Source organism: uncultured Allobaculum sp. (assembly GCF_948576815.1).
GTDB classification, from domain to species: Bacteria; Bacillota_I; Bacilli_A; order Erysipelotrichales; family Erysipelotrichaceae; genus Allobaculum; species Allobaculum fili.
The window spans coordinates 18,882-35,797 of the sequence record NZ_CAPAEZ010000019.1 but is presented as its reverse complement, the minus strand read 5'-3'; the positions used below and the strand labels follow the sequence as shown (position 1 = coordinate 35,797).

The following is a 16,916-nucleotide window of genomic DNA, read 5'->3' as shown; positions in this document are numbered from 1 at the left end:
TTTTTTCGAGGCTCTCTTTTAATTCTGCCTGGCTTCATGACCAGACATGCGATTAACAAGCATTATTAAGCAAAAATCGTAAATCAATTTGATTCTTTGAAATTTCATTTTTATTATAAAAATCCTCCCTGTATAGATTATTTAATGATATAAGACAGATATAAATACACTATACGAGAAGGAGCCAAAAATGTCTGTCCCAGCTGAGATTCGTGCCGTCTCACGTCCCAAAAATACGATTGTCTATGCCTATGGAAAAAACAAGGATCGATACGCTGTCAAGCAGCGAGTCGGCTGTGTCCGCAAGAACGGCCATTGTTATCCGGTCGATGGCCCTACCATCGGCCACATTATTAACGGTAAGTTCGTACCTCTTGAAGAACCGTCTTCCTCTGCTGTTTATACATCTGAGACGGTTCTCAGGGACTGGGCCAATGTTGAACTCTGTTTCAGGCTGTCCGCTGACCTGTTGGATGAACTGCTTCAGGTCTATAATCGTCAGGATGCAGATAAGATTCTGTGCATGGCCATTCTTCGCGTCTGCTATCCGCATATCAAAGACTGCGAACTCAAAGAGAGTTGCGATGAATCATTTCTGACAGAACTGATGCCTGAAACCGCAATGAGCAAGAATACGATCAGCATATTTCAAAAAGATCTTGGAAAAACGTGTAACCGAATTCTGAAGTTCATGAAAAACCGGGCAGCTAAAGTTGGGATTGATGATCATCTTCTGATCGATGGAACACTGAAGTCGAACGATTCCAGGCAAAACACGCTTTCGGAATTTTCCAGAAAAGCCAGACTGAAAGGAAGACGGGATATTTCTGTACTCTATGCTTTTGATCTGGAAAAAATGGAACCCATCTGTTCGCAGTGCTTTCCCGGCAATATGCTCGACCTGACTTTCTATGACAGTTTTGTGAAACAGAATGGCATTCAAAGCGGAATAATGGTTGGAGATAAGGGATTTCCCGTCAAATCGATCGAAGAAATCCTTAAAGACTGCCCGCAGCTTCATTATTTCAACCCGCTTCATCGGAATGCCAAGCTTGCCTTCGATCATGAGATGTATAACTTCGAGGGAGTGATCGAAGGCTGCTGCGGCTTTCTAGGGCAGATGGAGCCAATTCAGTTTAAGAAAGTGAAGCTGTCCAATAAGGAAAAGTGGCTCTACAGTTTCCGTGACCCAAGAAGAGCAGCCCAGGAGGAGACGGACTGGCTGGATAAGCATCGTAAAGATAAGTACAGTTTCGAAGAATACGAAAAGAAAAAACGTACATTTGGAACAGTGGTCTTTGAATCAGATGTCGATCTGGCTCCGGAAGATGCCTGGAAGACCTATAGTTACCGCTGGCAAATCGAGATCGTTATGCGGTATTACATGAACGCCCTCGGCTTTGATGGAACCAGAGTCCATGATGACTACTCAGTGATCGGCAGCGAATTCATTGATTTTCTGTCGACCGTCATCACGTTCAGACTTTTGAACCTGTTCGACGAAAAAGGCCTCCTTGAGGACATGAGCTATAAGAAAATCATGCATATCCTGCAAAGAGGCAAAAGAATAAAAAATGATAATGAGTGGGAACTGATCAAGATGAATCCTGGTCAGATAGAAATTCTTCAAAAACTGGATCTGATTCCACGACCAGATCCAGTAGACCAGCCCAAAAGGAAACGTGGTCGTCCACGCAAAAATCCGACCGTATAGTTTAGCTGATTGGGAAAGTTCTATTCCTCTTTTTTGATAAGCACTGACTAAACTCTTCCCCGAAAACTGGACACAAAGAGAGCAATTTCCTCATCTGCGCAAACGGACTCTGGGAATTCGGCAATCCAGTCCTGAACACGAGGGAAGCCGGCTGGCTTTAAGCAAATACATAGCTTACTATTGACAGTATGCTGTTGAACGGTATGATAGCTTCTGTTAAGAGCGGAGGTGTTCTTGTGAGTGATAAGGAAAACAGCGGACAGCTGATCAAAATGCTGAATGATGCGATTGAGCGGCGGGTAAACAATTCCCTGCGCGCGGATGATCTGACCATGGTTCAGGTCTGGGTTCTTCTTTCCCTGGATGAGAAAGAAAATCATACGTACTCCTTTAAGGAACTCGAACGAATTCTAGGTGTTGCGCAGTCTACCTGTGTCGGAATTGTCAGCCGGCTCGTCGCTAAGAAACTGGTGGAAAGCTTTACCGATCAAAAGGATCGAAGGATGAAGCTGGTTCGTCTGAGCGAAGACGGGAAAAAACGCTGTGAAAAAGCGAAGAAGGATATCCAGGAACTGGAACAGACTCTGTTTACCGGATTTTCAGAGGAAGAGCAGGCTGTCTTCCACGGACTGCTGAAAAGAGTTTACGAAAATGTAAAATAAACGCCCGCGGGCTTTCGCCCTGACGGGCGATACTAACGCGGAAATCGATCGCTTGCTTTTGAAATATCACAGTTAAAACGGAAACCGGACATACACAAATGAGAAAACGATGCCGGCTCCCTTCGCAGGCAGCCAGGCGCATGGATCGGTATGTTCGAATCAATCGCTTGCTTTTGAAAATGGCGGAAACGTAGATCGAAAAATGGAATGGAGAGAGTTATGAAAGATAAATCGATGGAAATATTTGAATCCATGCCTGTCGCGCAGGCTGTATTCAAAAACGCATTGCCGGCTATGGCGGGGATGCTGATGGTACTCGTCTATAACCTGGCTGATACTTTCTTTATCGGACAGACCCACGACGCATTGCAGGTCGCGGCAGTATCGCTGGCGACGCCGGTTTTCCTGCTGTTCATGGCAGCGGGAACGATTTTCGGCATTGGCGGTACGTCCGTAATTTCCCGTGCCCTTGGCGAGGGAAGAAAGGATCATGCCAGAAAGGTCTGCTCTTTCTGCATGTGGAGCTGCGTTGTTCTTGGTGTGGCGATGAGCCCTGTCTTTCTGATTTTTATGGATCCGATTCTTACTCTGATCGGCGCAAGCGCCGAAACGTGGGAAATGACGAAAACCTATTTGTGGATCGTCGCCTGGAGCGGACCGTTTGTTCTGGTTTCCAACTGCTACGCGAATGTGATCCGTGCGGAAGGCGAATCCGGAAAAGCCATGATGGGTCAGCTTCTCGGCAACCTGATTAACGTGGTTCTGGATCCGATTATGATTTTAGGCTTTGGCTGGAACGTAGCTGGTGCTGCGATCGCGACAGTGATCGGAAATGTCATTGGGGCGGCGTATTACATCTTTTATTTCCTGAGCGGCAAATCCAGTCTCAGCATTCACCCCAGAGAGTTCACAGTAAAAGAAAAAGTCTGCAGCAGTGTTCTGATCATCGGCATTCCTGCGGCGCTCGGTTCGCTGCTGATGAGCGTTTCTCAGATTCTGATCAACAGCCTATGGCACAGTACGGGGATATGGCGGTGGCGGCCATGGGCGTAGCCATGAAAGTCATTACCATTACCGGCATGATCTGCATGGGACTCGGGCAGGGCATTCAGCCGCTTCTCCATTTTGTTTTCCCTGTCTTTAGGACTGGCGCTGACCGTTATCTGCTTCGTTTTTTCCGGCCAGATTGTCAGTGTGTTCCTGACCGATCCGACAGCCTATACGTATGCGGTTCATTTTGTTCACATCCTGTTAACCACAAGCTTTCTGTTCGGCGTCTACTACGTTCTTACCAACGCGCTGCAGGCGATGGGGGCTGCAGCGGCATCCTTTGTAATTAACGTGAGCCGCCAGGGCCTGATCTTCATTCCCGCAATGTATCTTCTTGAAGCCGCTATGGGAATTACCGGACTGGTCTGGGCACAGCCGGCTGCCGACGTACTGTCCTTTGGTCTGGCGCTGATTCTTTATGTTCATACCTGGAGAAAACTCAGTCAGTCCAAAACGGAAACGACAGCTCCAGCCGCCGCTGCCGAAAAAATGAGCGCGGTCTGCGAGTAAAACACAGTGCGGTATGTGAAAGATAAAACCAGTCCTCAGACAGACTGAGATTGATCCGCCTTGCATCAACGCCATCAGCCAGACACACAAAAGCCCGTCCTTATGGCTTTTTTCGAAAGGAAAAAGTCAGAGGACGGGTCTTTTCCTATTTACTTTTTTTACTTTTTATTTTGCGTTTCGCAGTTTAACGGGTTTCAGAGCGACGATTTACGATCTGCCACCATCCTATAAATGCCAATAAGTTCCAGGGTAATGGATCCTCCCATCAGAAAGTACCGAAAAGAAAGGATGGAAGCCGGAAGCAGAAGAGAAATGGCGTACAGAAGCATTCCGCAGACAAGAACAAGACTGGGCCTTCTTTCCTTTTCTTCAGGGCTCCGCCCTTCCAGAGTCCAGATCTTCTGGTTATAGGCGCGCAGCGCATTCATCAGAACAATCGTCATGAGTCCCAGCAGGAGGGTAAGGATCCAGTAAAACATCTGTCTGGTTTCCACCGCCGCATAAAATTCCATCATGGAAGCAGCCAGTTCGATCACGCAGACGGCTTTGAACATCTTACGAATCCGCTTGAGCTGCTCCAGCTGGGAATCGGGATCGGTATACAGATGCAGAGGACCGTACTCGCTTTTTCGGCGCACCAGGAACCAGAAGCCGGAAGTACAGAGAAATTCAATGTCCATATCTTTCAGAATCTGACGATATTCCCGGGATACGCCAAACCCGCGGTCGTTGAGATCGCAGTCGAACTGCCATTCGCCCGGTTTACACGGTTCAAAGGTATAGAGACCGTACTTAAAGCGCTTCAGGGCCCATCCTTTCGCGCACATTTCGTTGAGATATTCGATTTCGCGGTCTTTGTCGAACATGAGCCTGAACTGTTTCATTCTTTATTCTCCTTGGCGTCTCTGAGCATGCCCTCCAGTCGATGAATTTCCTGATCAAAGACTTCTTTTCCCAGATCGGTGATGATGTATTCCTTTTTGTTTCGACTGTCGGGTTCTTCCCGGTACACCCGGATCCAGTCTTTCTTCTGCAGATTCTTAATCGCGCCATAGAGCGTTCCGGCGCCCAGTACGACGCGTCCATGCGTCATCTGTTCCACTTCCTTGGAAATTCCATATCCATGCAGCGGGTGATGAAGAACCAGAAGCATGTAAAACAGCGTTTCCGTTAACGGCAGATCCTGTCCCATAGCATTGTACCTCCTGTCGTCGCTCGATGTATCGTGACACGTTATATCTGATTTGACTATATCAGGAGACGATATATCGGTCAACGATATCTTTTTGGCGCTTTTCAAAGATACGATCGACAGGAGAAATCAATGTCCGCAATCGATACACGAAAAGGAAAAAGGAGGGCACCCAATCCGGAAAATCGACGGAAAGAAAACCGATACAAATAAAAAAGCGAGCCGCTCCTGAAAAAGGAGGCAGCCCGCCAGAAAAGCAAAGTGATTTTAAATGTCTGACGTCTCAGCTGTCTGTATCCTCTCTCTGCGTGACCAGACGGACGATTACCGCAACCACTCCAAACAGCACGCCGGTGACAGGCCAGATGATCCAGGTCTGATCCCAGTTTCCGGTCGCAAAGCTCCAGCCCAGATAAATGGCTGTGGCCAGACACCAGTAAATCGAGGCAACAGGATCCATCCGTTTTTCCATTTTCCGGTTTTCTGAAGAATAGTCGCCTTCGGAGAGAATTTTTTCAAATCCGGACTGCGTGATGGACGACCAGACGAGAAAGAAGACGCCGATGGAAACCAGAAGCAGCAGGGCAGTGACGGAAAGAACGGCAGAGAATTCCTGATGAATAAAGAGCGTAGAGAAAATCCGCGGAATCGGAGAAAGAATGCAGAAGACAATCCCGATAATGGTCGAAAGCGTGTGTGTTCTGGCAAAAGCTTTCTTTTTCTGTGCGGCCAGGCCTTTAACGCCGTATCCAAGGCTGAAGTCTCCGGTTTCCAGCGTTTTCCACGGCTTCATGATCTGATCCGACCAGATGAAGAGCGTCACGGCGATGGCGACCAGAACCAGAAGTACGGAGACGCCAAGCGCGGCAACCATATTTTCGGAAATCAGGGAAGAAGGGAGAGCCGTAAAAGCGCTGAGCCCGATCAGCACGGCGGGAGACAGGATACAGAGAACCACACCAATGGCGACGCGCCAGGCGTTCAGGCGGTTCAGATCCAGAAAACGGTTGGCGTCTTCCAGACTCAGAGTCGGAAGGGAAGACTCTTCTTCCTCAATGGTGACCAGCGGGGCGTTGTCCTTGAGCAGATAGTCTGTGGACACTTCAAAAATTTCGGAAAGCTGCAAAATCTTATCGAGCGAGGGAACGGTCTGGGCGCCTTCCCATTTGGCGACCGCCTGGCGGGAAACGTTCAGCCGGCTCGCCAGATCTTCCTGGGACCATCCGTTTCGCCTGCGCAGTTCAATCAGTTTGTCTGCGAAAATCATCAGATATTTCCTCCTTGTGGACTTGTGTGCCTGCATTGTATCGAAGGACATTTGTTCCAGACAGAACCTGTCAGCTGGAAATCCGTCAACTGCCGGTTGCATTTGTAAAAAGCATGACGGTTTGAGCGGATTTCCGCCCGAACTTTCGAGAAAAATACCAGAAAATAGGAAAATCACGGGAAAAGTCATATATTTACAGACCGATTTTGAGCCTGTATAAAAAAGTGCATACGCTTCAAAACGAAGCGAAAAGAGAAACGGACAGGCAAAAGAAAGCCCGGCACGCAAAGCCGGGTGTACAGAAATCGACATTCATGGAAAATTCGATTTTCTCGAAAACCTGTCCGGGAAAACGGGGATGGTATTCTGAAGACATCAGCCAGAACAAATGGCTGAAACGCACTTGCATGGAATCCCAACCCAGAGAAAGGATCAGCCAGGATGGATATCGTACTGGACCACATCACCAAAATCTTTCCCGCACGGGGAAGAAAAAAGAACAGCAGAGAAGTCGTCGCTGCCGACGATTTGAGTTTCACCATTTCCAACGGAAAACTCTGCGGGCTGCTCGGCCCTTCCGGATGCGGAAAAAGCACGGCGCTCAACATGATCAGCGGCCTGCTCAAGCCGACTTCCGGCGAGATTTTTTTCGGCGATCAGAACGTCACGGAACTTGAACCGCAGGAACGCGGGGTCGGCATGGTTTTTCAGAACTATGCCCTCTATCCCCATATGAGCGTCTTTGACAACATCTGCTTCCCGCTGGAAAACCTCAAGGGCGATCAGAAACTCAGCGAAGAAGAACGAAAAGCCCGCGTCGAAGAAGTGGCACGGCTTGTTCACATCGAAGATCTGCTCGAACGCAAGCCTAAGGAACTCTCGGGCGGACAGCAGCAGCGCGTGGCGATTGCCCGTGCTCTGGTCAAACTGCCTAAAGTTCTTCTTCTAGACGAACCGCTTTCCAATCTGGATGCCCGTCTGCGCCTGCAGACCCGGGAAGAAATCCGCCGCATCCAGCAGGAAACAGGCATTACGACCGTTTTTGTTACGCATGACCAGGATGAAGCCATGAGCATTTCGGATTTCATTGTCGTCATGAAGGAAGGCCGGGTGCAGCAGATCGACACCCCGCAGAAGGTTTACGACAATCCGGCCAATCAGTTTGTCGCGCAGTTTCTCGGCCTGCCGCCCATCAACATGTTTCATGGCAAAATTGAAAATCAGATTTTGTACATCGGCGAAAATCCTGTGGCGCGTGTGCTCAGCGCGTCCGATCAGCCGGTGCATGTCGGCGTCCGCCCGGAAGGCTTTCTCCTCAAGGAAGAAGGCGCCCTTTGCGATCGCATGATCCGTACCGAAATTACCGGCCGGGACATGAGCATCGTTTCCGAAAACGAGGCGTCCATGAATCCGGTCGTTCGCTCGATTCTTTCGGCGGAAGATCTGCAGATTCTCGCCGAAAATCAGCAGGAAGTGCATTTTGATCTCAAGCTGAAAAAAGTCTTTCTCTTTGAACCCGAAAGCGGAAACCGGATTGCGGCCGATCTTCAGCCTCTTCAAAAAGCGGCGGAAGAAATCGTAGAAGCCGCGATCGTTCTGGAGGAAGCGGCATGAAAAGCGCAAATGGGCGCACCGGTGGAAAAGGGCGCCTGAAAAAAGGCTGGCAAAAATATAAGGGTTTTCTGTATTTGCTGCCGGCGCTTGTGTTTCTGGCTGTCTTTCTGATTTATCCGCTCATCGACGTGCTGATTTATTCCTTTGAAGAAGGCTACAGTTCCGCCGCGCAGACGTACGCGGGCATTGGCTGGTACAACTACGACTACGTTTTGCACGATCCCTATTTCACGCAGGCGCTCGTCAATACGTTTCTGCTCGTCATCATTACGGTGCCGATTTCCACCGGTCTGTCGCTGGCAATCGCCTTTCTGCTGACCCGCATTCAAAAGCTGCGTTCGCTGTTTCAGACGATTTACTTTCTGCCGTACGTGACCAATACCCTCGCAGTCGGCATGGTCTTCATGGTGCTGTTCAAGCAGACGCCGTATTCCGAAGGCTTTGTGAACATGCTGATCCATATGTGCGGCGGCTCTTCCGTCGACTTTATCGAAGGTCCGTACTGGGCCAAGATGTTTGTGCTCTGCTTTTACACGATCTGGATCGTCATGCCCTTTAAAATCCTGATTCTGACCAGCGCACTGGCCAGCGTGAATCCAATGTATTACGACGCGGCCCGCGTAGACGGCACCAGCTCCTGGCGCATGTTTTACAAAATCACGCTGCCGCTGATTTCCCCATCGGTGTTCTATCTGGTCATTACCGGCTTTATCGGCGCGTTCAAGGCGTATTCAGATGCGGTTGCCCTGTTTGGCACGAATCTGAATGCGGCGGGAATGAACACGCTGGTCGGCTACGTCTTTGACATGCTTTACCGCGATGGCGGGGGCTATCCGTCCTACGCGTCCGCGGCGGCCATTCTGCTCTTTCTGGTTATTTTGACGATTACGGTCATCAACCTGATGGTTTCGAAAAAATATACCCACTACAGCTGAGAAAACGGAGAGACACACTATGAAAAAATTCAAACCACTCACCTGGCTGTTTCTGATTTTGTGGGCGATCGCGGTTCTCTTTCCGTTTTACTGGATGGTGCTGACGTCCTTAAAAGGATACGGCGCCTACAACGCGGAATACATTCCCCAGCTGTTTACGCTGTCGCCGACACTGGAAAACTATTTTTACGCGTTTACGGAAGTCGATTTGGGACGGTATCTGCTCAATACGGTCATTTTCACCATCATTACTACGGTTCTGATGGTCTTTGTCACCATTCTGGCGGCCTTTGCGTTCGCCCGGCTGGACTTTCCAGGGAAGAACCTGATTTTTACCGGCTTTCTGGCGCTGATGATGATTCCCAATGAACTGGTCATCATTACCAATTTTCAGACGATGACCGAGCTGAATCTGCGCAATACTTTTCTGGGTCTGATTCTGCCTTCGGTCACTTCCATTTTTTACATTTATCTGCTGCGGGAAAGCTTTGCGCAGATCCCGGATTCGCTGTACTATGCGGCGAAAATCGACGGGGCTTCGGACTGGAAATACCTGTGGAAAATCATGGTTCCCATGTGCCGTCCGACGGTCGTTACGATTACGATTCTCAAGGTGATCGAATGCTGGAACAGCTACATCTGGCCAAGCCTTGTCACCGATGATCCGAAATACTTTCTGGTTTCCAACGGCATCCAGCAAATCCGCGAAAGCGGCTTTGGCCGGGCGAACATTCCGGCGATGATGGCGGCGGTCGTCGTCATCAGCATTCCCCTGATCGTTCTGTTCCTGGTGTATCGAAACCAGATCATGTCCGGCGTCGTCAAAGGAGGAACCAAAGGATGAAGCGCCTTCGAAAACGGCTGCCCCGGCTGCTTTGCGCGGCCGCAGCGGGCATGAGTCTGCTGCTTTCCGGCTGCCATGGCGCCAAAGCGAAAAGCGCCTTTGTGATTCCCGAAGCGCTCGACGAAAGCCGTCCGATTGAGATTTCCTTCTGGGCGAAAAACGATACGAACAAAAACCAGACGAATGTCTACAAAAAGGCGATCGAAGACTTTGAAGCGCTCTATCCAAACATCAAGGTCAATCTGAAGCTGTATACGGACTACGGGAAGATTTACAACGACGTCATCACCAACATTGCGACGGATACCACGCCCAATGTGGCGATTACCTATCCCGACCATATCGCGTCCTACATCCAGCAGAACGGGACCGTCGTCGGTCTCGATGCGCTGATGGCGGACGAAAAATACGGTCTGGGCGGCAGTGCCCTCAAATTTGACGGGCCGACGGCCGATGAAATGGTCGATTCGTTTGTACAGGAAGGAGTCATTGACGGAACGCAGTACGCGATGCCCTTCATGCGTTCGACCGAAGCGCTCTACATCAATAAGACGCTGGTCGAAAAGCTTGGCTATTCCGTCCCGGATGTCGTGACGTGGGACTGGATCTGGGAAGTGTCCAATAAAGCGATCGAACAGAAAAATCCGGACGGAACGTACGCCCTCAACAGCCAGAAAACGCTGATCCCCTTTATTTACAAGTCCACCGACAATATGATGATCCAGATGCTGAAGCAGCAGGACGCCGGCTACAGCACCGAGCAGGGCGAAATTGAAATTTTTAACGACACGACGCGCGAAGACTTGAAGAAAATCGCGCAGGAAACCAGGGACGGCGCGTTTTCAACCTTTAAAGTGTCCGGCTATCCCGCCAATCTGCTCAATGCCTCGCAGACGCTGTTTGCGGTAGACTCCACAGCCGGATCCACGTGGATGGGCGCGGAGGCTCCGCTTTCGGACATCAGCCCGGATGCCTTCACGGAATTTGAAACCGTCGTTCGTCCGGTGCCGCAGATGAGCGAAAACCAGAGTCTCATGATTTCGCAGGGACCGTCCATGGCCGTCTTTGGCAAGGAAGACCCGCAGGAAGTACTCGCCTCCTGGCTGTTCGTGCAGTACATGCTTTCCAACGAACCGCAGATCGGCTACGCGAAGACGGAAGGCTATCTTCCCGTTACGCATAAGGCTTTAGAAGATCCGGCGTATCAGGACTATCTGGCGAAGGCTGGCACGGATAATGAGGAGCATTACGCGATCAAAATCGAAGCGGCGAAACTGCTCATGGATCATCTGGACGATACGTTTACCACCCCGGTGTTTAACGGCTCGGCTTCGCTGCGCAACGCGGCCGGCGAGCTCATTGAAGATGTCGTCCGCTCGACGAGACGCAAGCAGACCGTCGATGATGCCTATATCGACGAACTGTACGAAAAGGTTTCCTCCCTCTACCGTCTGGATCAGATTTCTTCCGGATCCGGGACGATTCATGATCTGGGCCCGATGCCCGCCTCTTCGGTCTGGTTTCTTTCTCTGCTTGCACTGACGTGGGTCATTCTCGGTGCAGTCTGGCTGTTTCAGAAACGAAGAAAAGCGAAAAACGCCTGAAGCTCCTGAAATTTCAGCTTGAAGGGATCGAGGAGATAACGGTTTCATCCCGTTTCCTTTCGCACGATTTTTTCTGATCTTCAAACGCAGCGGAAAAAAACAGCGATTCGATCGGGAAAGATTTCACCGCATGAAAAAACCAAGTACACTATCCGTGGAAAAACCATTCAGGGCGCTGACCGGACGATCCTCAAGGAGCGGGATGACGAACCGTTCCTGATCGCTTCGTAGTGGTGTCTGGATGGAATCCCCATTAGAAAAGAGACAGAAGATCCTGTCCCAAGGAGAAAAAGAATGAAAAAAACAGCTCTGGCTTCTCTGCTTGTCTGCGCAGGCATGGTCTTTGCCGGCTGCTCGAACTCGACCCCGGCAGCCTCGAGCAGTGCTTCGAGCACAGCGGACAGTGCCGCTGCTGCAAATCCCTCCGCAAAATTGGAAGGCGTCATGACGTATCAGGAATACGCGGATGCTGAACTCGAAAGCGAAGTAACGATCGAAGCGTTCGTACAGGCAAAACAGGCCTGGTGGGAAGACAAGGCAACGATTTACGCGCAGGATCCAGACGGCGCTTACTTCATTTACAACGCTGCTGTATCTCAGGATCTGTATGACAAGCTGACCGACGGCGCCAAAATCAAAGTCAAAGGCTACAAGACCGAATGGTCTGGCGAAGTGGAAATCTCAGAAGGCGCTGAAGTAGAACTGATCGAAGGCGAAACCTGGAAAGCCGAACCGGTCGATGTGACCGATCTGCTGGGCAATGAAGAAGAACTGATCAAGCATCAGAACCAGCTGGTGGATTTCAAGGATCTTACTGTAGAACCCGCACAGGAAGGCAGCGAAGAAGCGTTCCTGTATAACTACGACGGATCCGGAAGCGAAGGCGATGACCTGTACTTCAACGTTTCCAAAGACGGCAAGACGTACACCTTCGTTGTTGAGTCCTATCTGACCGGCGAGGAAAGCGAAGTGTACAAAACCGTACAGGAACTCAAAGTCGGCGATGTGATCGACTGCGAAGGCTTCCTCTACTGGTATGAAGGCGCCAACCCGCACATCATCTCGGTAACGGTAAAATAAGTCCGTCCGTAATCGACAGGACCGCGCACATTTTCTTCCTGTACATACAGGGAGGAGATGCGCCGCATTTCAAAGTGTTTCAAAATATTTAAAAGTACATAAAAGGCTCTGTATCTCCTTTTGGTTAAGGAAGATGCAGAGCCTTTTTCGGGATTGGAAAAATCTGGTGATAAGCAGAAATGGCCAGATTCAGCAAGGCGCAGAGGGCCAAAGCGTCCAGGAGAGTCAGAACGTCCAGACTGGATCCTGTCGAGCGTCCGCTCAGGAGCGATCGGACTGCGGACGGTTGACGATGTGAATGAACGGTTCTCCCTGTTCGAGGGCGTGCAGGTTGGTGCGGATAATCTGCCAGAGACGTTTTTTCGTTTCCGGCAGCGATTCATCGCCGGAAATGTGCGGCGTGATGAATACATTTTCGTCTTCCCAAAGCGGGCAGTCTGCGGGAAGCGGCTCGATTTCGCAGACATCGAGAATCATGCCGCGAATCCGATGCTGCGCCATGACCTTTTCCAGGACATCGAGGGCGACCAGATCGCCGCGTCCCACATTCGCAAACAGCGCGTCTGGCTTCATGCGCGAAAAATCGTCCAGCGTCAGAAGATGATGGGTAGCCGGACTGGAAGGCAGCGTACCCACTACGATATCGCTTAACGGCAGGTAGCGGTGCAGATGATCGAGCGTATCGACCACATCAAAGCCCGGAACTGTTCGGCGTCTGCGGGCCAGTCCAATGGTATGGGCACCCAGCGCCTTGACGGAGCGGGCGAACGTCGAACCCAGATCGCCGCAGCCCAGAACGAGAATCGTCTTGCCGTAAATGGAATCGATCGTGCCGATATTCCGGTTCCATTCCTTCTTCTTCCGGTTTTCGAGCAGGAACGGATAGCGGCGATAAAAAAACAGGATGGCGCTGATCAGATATTCGGAAATCGCCAGACCAAAGCTGCCTGAAGCGTTGGCTAATGGACACGCCACGCGTTCCGGCCAGCCTTCATAGCCCGCAAACGGAAGCTGAACGAGTTCAAGCGCGGGCAGAGATTTCAGTAGAAAACGGTATTCTTCAGGAAGAAAGCCCACGATGGCACTGGCGGTGTCGAGATAGCCGGGCCAGTTTGGATTGTCGCCATAGACAAAATGGAGGCCGCCAAATTCCTGTTCCAGCGCCCGGCGGTCTTCTTCTTTTAACGCTTCAAAAACGAGAACGGTTTTCATGTTTCTTTCTCCTTATCCTGTGCAGGTTATTCTGAGCAGGCAGTACAGACCGGTCCGAGCGACCGGCTTTTCTTTTGCACTCAGGGATGAGCCAATATGCGCGGCAAAACAGGAAAGGATCTTTCTTCGTGTAAAGACACACGTTAGAAAGGTGGGAATACATTGAAAATCGTGTGATGCCGCCGTTGTAAAGCTTTACACCTGTATTGTACGCCTCTATATTTCCTTCATCACCGATCCGCTTTGTGCCCTGCCTGAGGCAGAATGGCGGATTTTCAATCCTCAGAGAACAAGAAAGGAAACTTAGACATGAACAATATTCTTACCGAAGCATCGGCTTGTCTGCAGTGCAAGAATCCAAGATGCCGTCAGGCCTGCCCGATTCATACCAATATCCCCGAAATGATCCGCAAGCTCAAAAACCATGAAGTGCTGGATGCGGCGCAGATGCTTTTTGAAAACAACCCGCTGTCCATCGTCTGCTCCCTCGTATGCAACCACGAAAAGCAGTGTGAAGGCGCGTGCGTGCGCGGCATTAAAGGCAATCCTGTAGCCATCAGCGATATCGAACAGTACATTTCCAACTCCTGCTTTGAACGCATTCAGCTGTCCATGGAACCGGAAAACGGCAAGCGCGTCGCTGTCATCGGTGCCGGTCCAGCCGGCCTGACGATCGCGGTTTCGCTGCGTCAGAAAGGCTACAAAGTCACCATTTTTGAAGTCCGTGAAAAAATCGGAGGCATCATGCGCTACGGCATTCCGGAATACCGTCTGCCGCATTCGATTCTGGACCGCTACTACAAGAAGCTGAAGGCGCTTGGCATTCAGTTCCGTCCGAACATGGCGATCGGTGGTTCCGTTTCCATTCAGGATCTGCTCGATGACGGCTACGCGTCCGTCTTTGTCGGCACCGGCGCATGGAAGCCGCGCCGCCTGAACATTCCCGGCGAAACGTTCGGCAACGTGCAGTACGCGGTGAACTACCTGAACAATCCGAACGTTTACGATTTAGGCGATAAAGTCGCGGTCATCGGCGCCGGCAATGCGGCGATGGATGCGGCCCGTACCGCCATTCGGAAAGGCAGCCGCGAAGTCGTGGTTTACGTCCGTACCGATTCGCCGACCGCTTCGAATGAAGAAGTGGAATACGCAAAAATCGACGGCGTTCAGTTCGTTTTCAACAAGGCGCCGATCCGCATTACTGATGAAGGCGTCGTGCTCGTCGACACAAAAGTCGAAGAAAACGGAGACATCACGCTGATCGAAGACTCCGCGAAGCTGGAAAAAGCCGACACGATTCTCGTAGCCATTTCGCAGGTTCCGCAGACCCGTCTCGTTTCCCGCGATCCGGATCTTAAGCTCAACGACCGCGGCAACCTGAAAATTGACGAGATCGGCGCAACGACCATGCCGGGCGTATTCGCAAGCGGCGACGTCGTAACCGGCGCGAAAACCGTTGTGCACGCCGTAGCGCTCTCCCGACAGATTGCCGAAGAGATGGACCGCTACATGAAAGGTCCGAACGGCCATGCCGCCCAGGATGCTGCGAGCAGCGACGAAACAGCGGCGTAAAAACGATAAAACCGGTGGATCCTGTCTCCCCCAGCAGGATCTGACCGCTCTGACCGCTTTCGGATTCGCGTTTCTGGAAAATCCAGAGCAGAATCCAGAAACGTGGACAGAAGAAACAGTTCAAAACGAAATTTCAAAACCCAAAGTACACGTCAAAAAAGGAGCCCCTTTCCAGAACTGCCTCTGGAAAAAGGACTCCATTTTTTTGCACGATTTTTTTGCAGAACGCTTTAGAGATGGACTGCTTTTCGGATCCATTCGAACACCTTGAGCATGCCGGTGGAATAGCACCACGAGGAGAACGGGCGGCTGACCAGGATGATCGCGAGAAAATGGCTGACTTTCATGCTCGACAGCCCCGCCAGCATGCACAGCAGCAAGTCCGGCGAGACAGGCATCATCATCCAGAGAAAGAAGATGAGTTCAAAGTGACGGCTGTTTTTCAGGCGCTTCTCGTATTTGTCGACCGTTTCTGGCGAGGCGATCTGGTAAATGAAGCGGGTGCCCCATTTTCTAGCCAGCCAGAAGGCGAGAATGCAGTTGATGTAGGAAACGAGCGTGTTCAGAAAGAAAGCCGGCAGCGGATGAAAGAGAACGATGCCGATCGATCCCATCGATCCTAAAGGAACGATTGGAATGTACGAGGTGAAGACGCTGAGCAGAACAAAGAGAATCGGACCGAAAATTCCGGCGGATTCAATCGCGTGCTGAATTTTTTGCGTGGTCGCCGAGGAGGACGAACGCAGCAGCCAGATCAGAACGACAAAGAAAAGAATGCCAAAGACGATCGAAATGATCAGATTGCGCCGGCGCACCGCAGCGCCTTTTTTCATGGCTTCCTGATCTTTGGCCGTCTCGGGCGTACTTGCCGTCCCGACGGATGCTTTCGCGGAATGGTCCTGGGAATGATCCGGGGACTTGATAGCGGCGTCTTTTTCGGCAAGCGCCTCTTTTGCCTGCGCGGAAGGGTTCTGAGCGGAGTCTGCAGAAAAATTCGTAACGGGTTTAGTATCCATACTCATTATCTTAAGCGGTTCGAATCGGGGATTCTTCCGATATGCCAGAAGGATTGCCGAAAACGGCTAGACAGAACGAGCCAAATGCGCAGTAACGCCAAAGGAAAACTTATCGTTTTCGATAGAGCAGATCGACCATTCCGTTGGAATGGCGTACATGAACCAGGGCCAGTTCCTGCGGCGCTTTAAGCGTCGGAAACAGCCGGATGCCCCCGCCAAGCAGCACAGGAATAACTGTAATCCAGAACGGATTGATCGCCTCTTCCTGTACGATGCCCTCAATCAGACGGGCGCCCCCGCAAATCCAGATGTCTTTTCCTTCGCCTTGTTTCAGACGCTTCAGAAGGGTGCATGGATCTTCTTTCGTAAAGTGAATGTCTTTTGAATCGGGAAGCGTTCGATGGGTAAAGACGTACGTGCTCAGACCGGAATAAGGCCACTCGTCAGGCGAAAGTTCCCGCACGATCTGATCGAACGTGTTCCAGCCCATCAGAACCGTATCCGCCGTTTTGATGAATTCGGCATAAAAATCCTCGGCGACTGCATCTGGGTCCTGTCCGTCCAGCCAGTCTGCGCCGCCCTTTGCATCGGCAATATAGCCGTCCAGGCTCATCGCAATAAACAGTGTGGTTTTTCGCATAGCC

16 protein-coding genes are annotated in these 16,916 nt (G+C 50.9%); 10 read left to right on the top strand and 6 right to left on the bottom strand.

What is annotated here, in order from left to right:
• Positions 1 to 190 precede the first annotated feature (190 nt).
• The 4 genes from Q2J39_RS04040 to Q2J39_RS04025 all read left to right on the top strand — a co-directional run bounded on the left by Q2J39_RS04040 (position 191) and on the right by Q2J39_RS04025 (position 3,936).
• Positions 191 to 1,714 (top strand): transposase, encoded by a 1,524-nt coding sequence (locus tag Q2J39_RS04040; RefSeq protein ID WP_300968121.1) that lies wholly within the window; start codon positions 191 to 193, stop codon positions 1,712 to 1,714.
• A 236-nt stretch (positions 1,715 to 1,950) separates the two neighbouring features.
• Entirely contained in the window at positions 1,951 to 2,376 is a 426-nt protein-coding gene (locus Q2J39_RS04035; protein WP_230268079.1) for a MarR family winged helix-turn-helix transcriptional regulator, read from the top strand.
• 219 nt (positions 2,377 to 2,595) lie between these two features.
• Positions 2,596 to 3,429 carry an MATE family efflux transporter gene (locus tag Q2J39_RS04030; protein ID WP_288339242.1) on the top strand — a complete coding sequence of 278 codons (834 nt, stop codon included), beginning with the start codon at positions 2,596 to 2,598 and terminating at the stop codon, positions 3,427 to 3,429.
• Between the two features lie 72 nt (positions 3,430 to 3,501).
• Entirely contained in the window at positions 3,502 to 3,936 is a 435-nt protein-coding gene (locus Q2J39_RS04025) for an MATE family efflux transporter (protein WP_230268081.1), read from the top strand.
• 194 nt (positions 3,937 to 4,130) lie between these two features.
• Here Q2J39_RS04025 and Q2J39_RS04020 read toward each other — a convergent pair whose 3' ends face one another.
• The 3 genes from Q2J39_RS04020 to Q2J39_RS04010 all read right to left on the bottom strand — a co-directional run bounded on the left by Q2J39_RS04020 (position 4,131) and on the right by Q2J39_RS04010 (position 6,395).
• On the bottom strand, positions 4,131 to 4,820 hold the full coding sequence (locus Q2J39_RS04020; protein WP_230268082.1) for a DUF2812 domain-containing protein: 690 nt from the start codon (positions 4,818 to 4,820) through the stop codon (positions 4,131 to 4,133).
• Positions 4,817 to 5,128 carry a PadR family transcriptional regulator gene (locus tag Q2J39_RS04015; RefSeq protein ID WP_230268083.1) on the bottom strand — a complete coding sequence of 104 codons (312 nt, stop codon included), beginning with the start codon at positions 5,126 to 5,128 and terminating at the stop codon, positions 4,817 to 4,819. Before Q2J39_RS04015 ends, Q2J39_RS04020 begins: the two co-directional genes overlap by 4 nt.
• A 283-nt stretch (positions 5,129 to 5,411) precedes the next feature.
• The gene (locus Q2J39_RS04010) at positions 5,412 to 6,395 is read right to left on the bottom strand and encodes a helix-turn-helix domain-containing protein (RefSeq protein WP_288339243.1); all 984 of its coding nucleotides are present in this window, start codon (positions 6,393 to 6,395) and stop codon (positions 5,412 to 5,414) included.
• 441 nt (positions 6,396 to 6,836) lie between these two features.
• Between Q2J39_RS04010 and Q2J39_RS04005 the strand changes: the two genes are divergently transcribed.
• From Q2J39_RS04005 to Q2J39_RS03985, 5 genes are all read left to right on the top strand, one after another.
• Complete coding sequence (locus Q2J39_RS04005) at positions 6,837 to 8,009, top strand: ABC transporter ATP-binding protein (protein WP_288339244.1); 1,173 nt, start codon at positions 6,837 to 6,839, stop codon at positions 8,007 to 8,009.
• A complete protein-coding gene (locus Q2J39_RS04000) occupies positions 8,006 to 8,944 on the top strand; it encodes a carbohydrate ABC transporter permease (protein ID WP_288339245.1) in 939 nt (312 codons plus the stop codon). The genes Q2J39_RS04005 and Q2J39_RS04000 overlap by 4 nt, the downstream gene beginning before the upstream one ends.
• Before the next feature lie 19 nt (positions 8,945 to 8,963).
• Positions 8,964 to 9,788: a carbohydrate ABC transporter permease gene (locus Q2J39_RS03995; RefSeq protein WP_288339246.1), complete on the top strand. Its 825-nt coding sequence runs from the start codon at positions 8,964 to 8,966 to the stop codon at positions 9,786 to 9,788.
• Positions 9,785 to 11,392: an ABC transporter substrate-binding protein gene (locus Q2J39_RS03990; protein WP_288339247.1), complete on the top strand. Its 1,608-nt coding sequence runs from the start codon at positions 9,785 to 9,787 to the stop codon at positions 11,390 to 11,392. The genes Q2J39_RS03995 and Q2J39_RS03990 overlap by 4 nt, the downstream gene beginning before the upstream one ends.
• Before the next feature lie 294 nt (positions 11,393 to 11,686).
• Positions 11,687 to 12,472: a hypothetical protein gene (locus tag Q2J39_RS03985; protein WP_288339248.1), complete on the top strand. Its 786-nt coding sequence runs from the start codon at positions 11,687 to 11,689 to the stop codon at positions 12,470 to 12,472.
• Between the two features lie 261 nt (positions 12,473 to 12,733).
• Here Q2J39_RS03985 and Q2J39_RS03980 read toward each other — a convergent pair whose 3' ends face one another.
• Positions 12,734 to 13,684 carry a D-2-hydroxyacid dehydrogenase gene (locus Q2J39_RS03980; RefSeq protein ID WP_288339249.1) on the bottom strand — a complete coding sequence of 317 codons (951 nt, stop codon included), beginning with the start codon at positions 13,682 to 13,684 and terminating at the stop codon, positions 12,734 to 12,736.
• A gap of 264 nt (positions 13,685 to 13,948) precedes the next feature.
• On the opposite strand from Q2J39_RS03980, the gene Q2J39_RS03975 reads away from it, so the two are divergent.
• Positions 13,949 to 15,256, top strand: a complete 1,308-nt coding sequence (locus tag Q2J39_RS03975; RefSeq protein ID WP_255658325.1) for an NAD(P)-dependent oxidoreductase — start codon at positions 13,949 to 13,951, stop codon at positions 15,254 to 15,256.
• Positions 15,257 to 15,486: 230 nt separating this feature from the next.
• Here the strand turns inward: Q2J39_RS03975 and Q2J39_RS03970 are convergent, their stop codons facing one another.
• Together Q2J39_RS03970 and Q2J39_RS03965 are read right to left on the bottom strand one after the other, a co-directional pair.
• Positions 15,487 to 16,272, bottom strand: a complete 786-nt coding sequence (locus Q2J39_RS03970) for a TVP38/TMEM64 family protein (RefSeq protein WP_230268092.1) — start codon at positions 16,270 to 16,272, stop codon at positions 15,487 to 15,489.
• A 109-nt stretch (positions 16,273 to 16,381) separates the two neighbouring features.
• A complete protein-coding gene (locus tag Q2J39_RS03965) occupies positions 16,382 to 16,912 on the bottom strand; it encodes a dihydrofolate reductase family protein (protein WP_230268093.1) in 531 nt (176 codons plus the stop codon).
• Between the last annotated feature and the right edge of the window lie 4 nt (positions 16,913 to 16,916).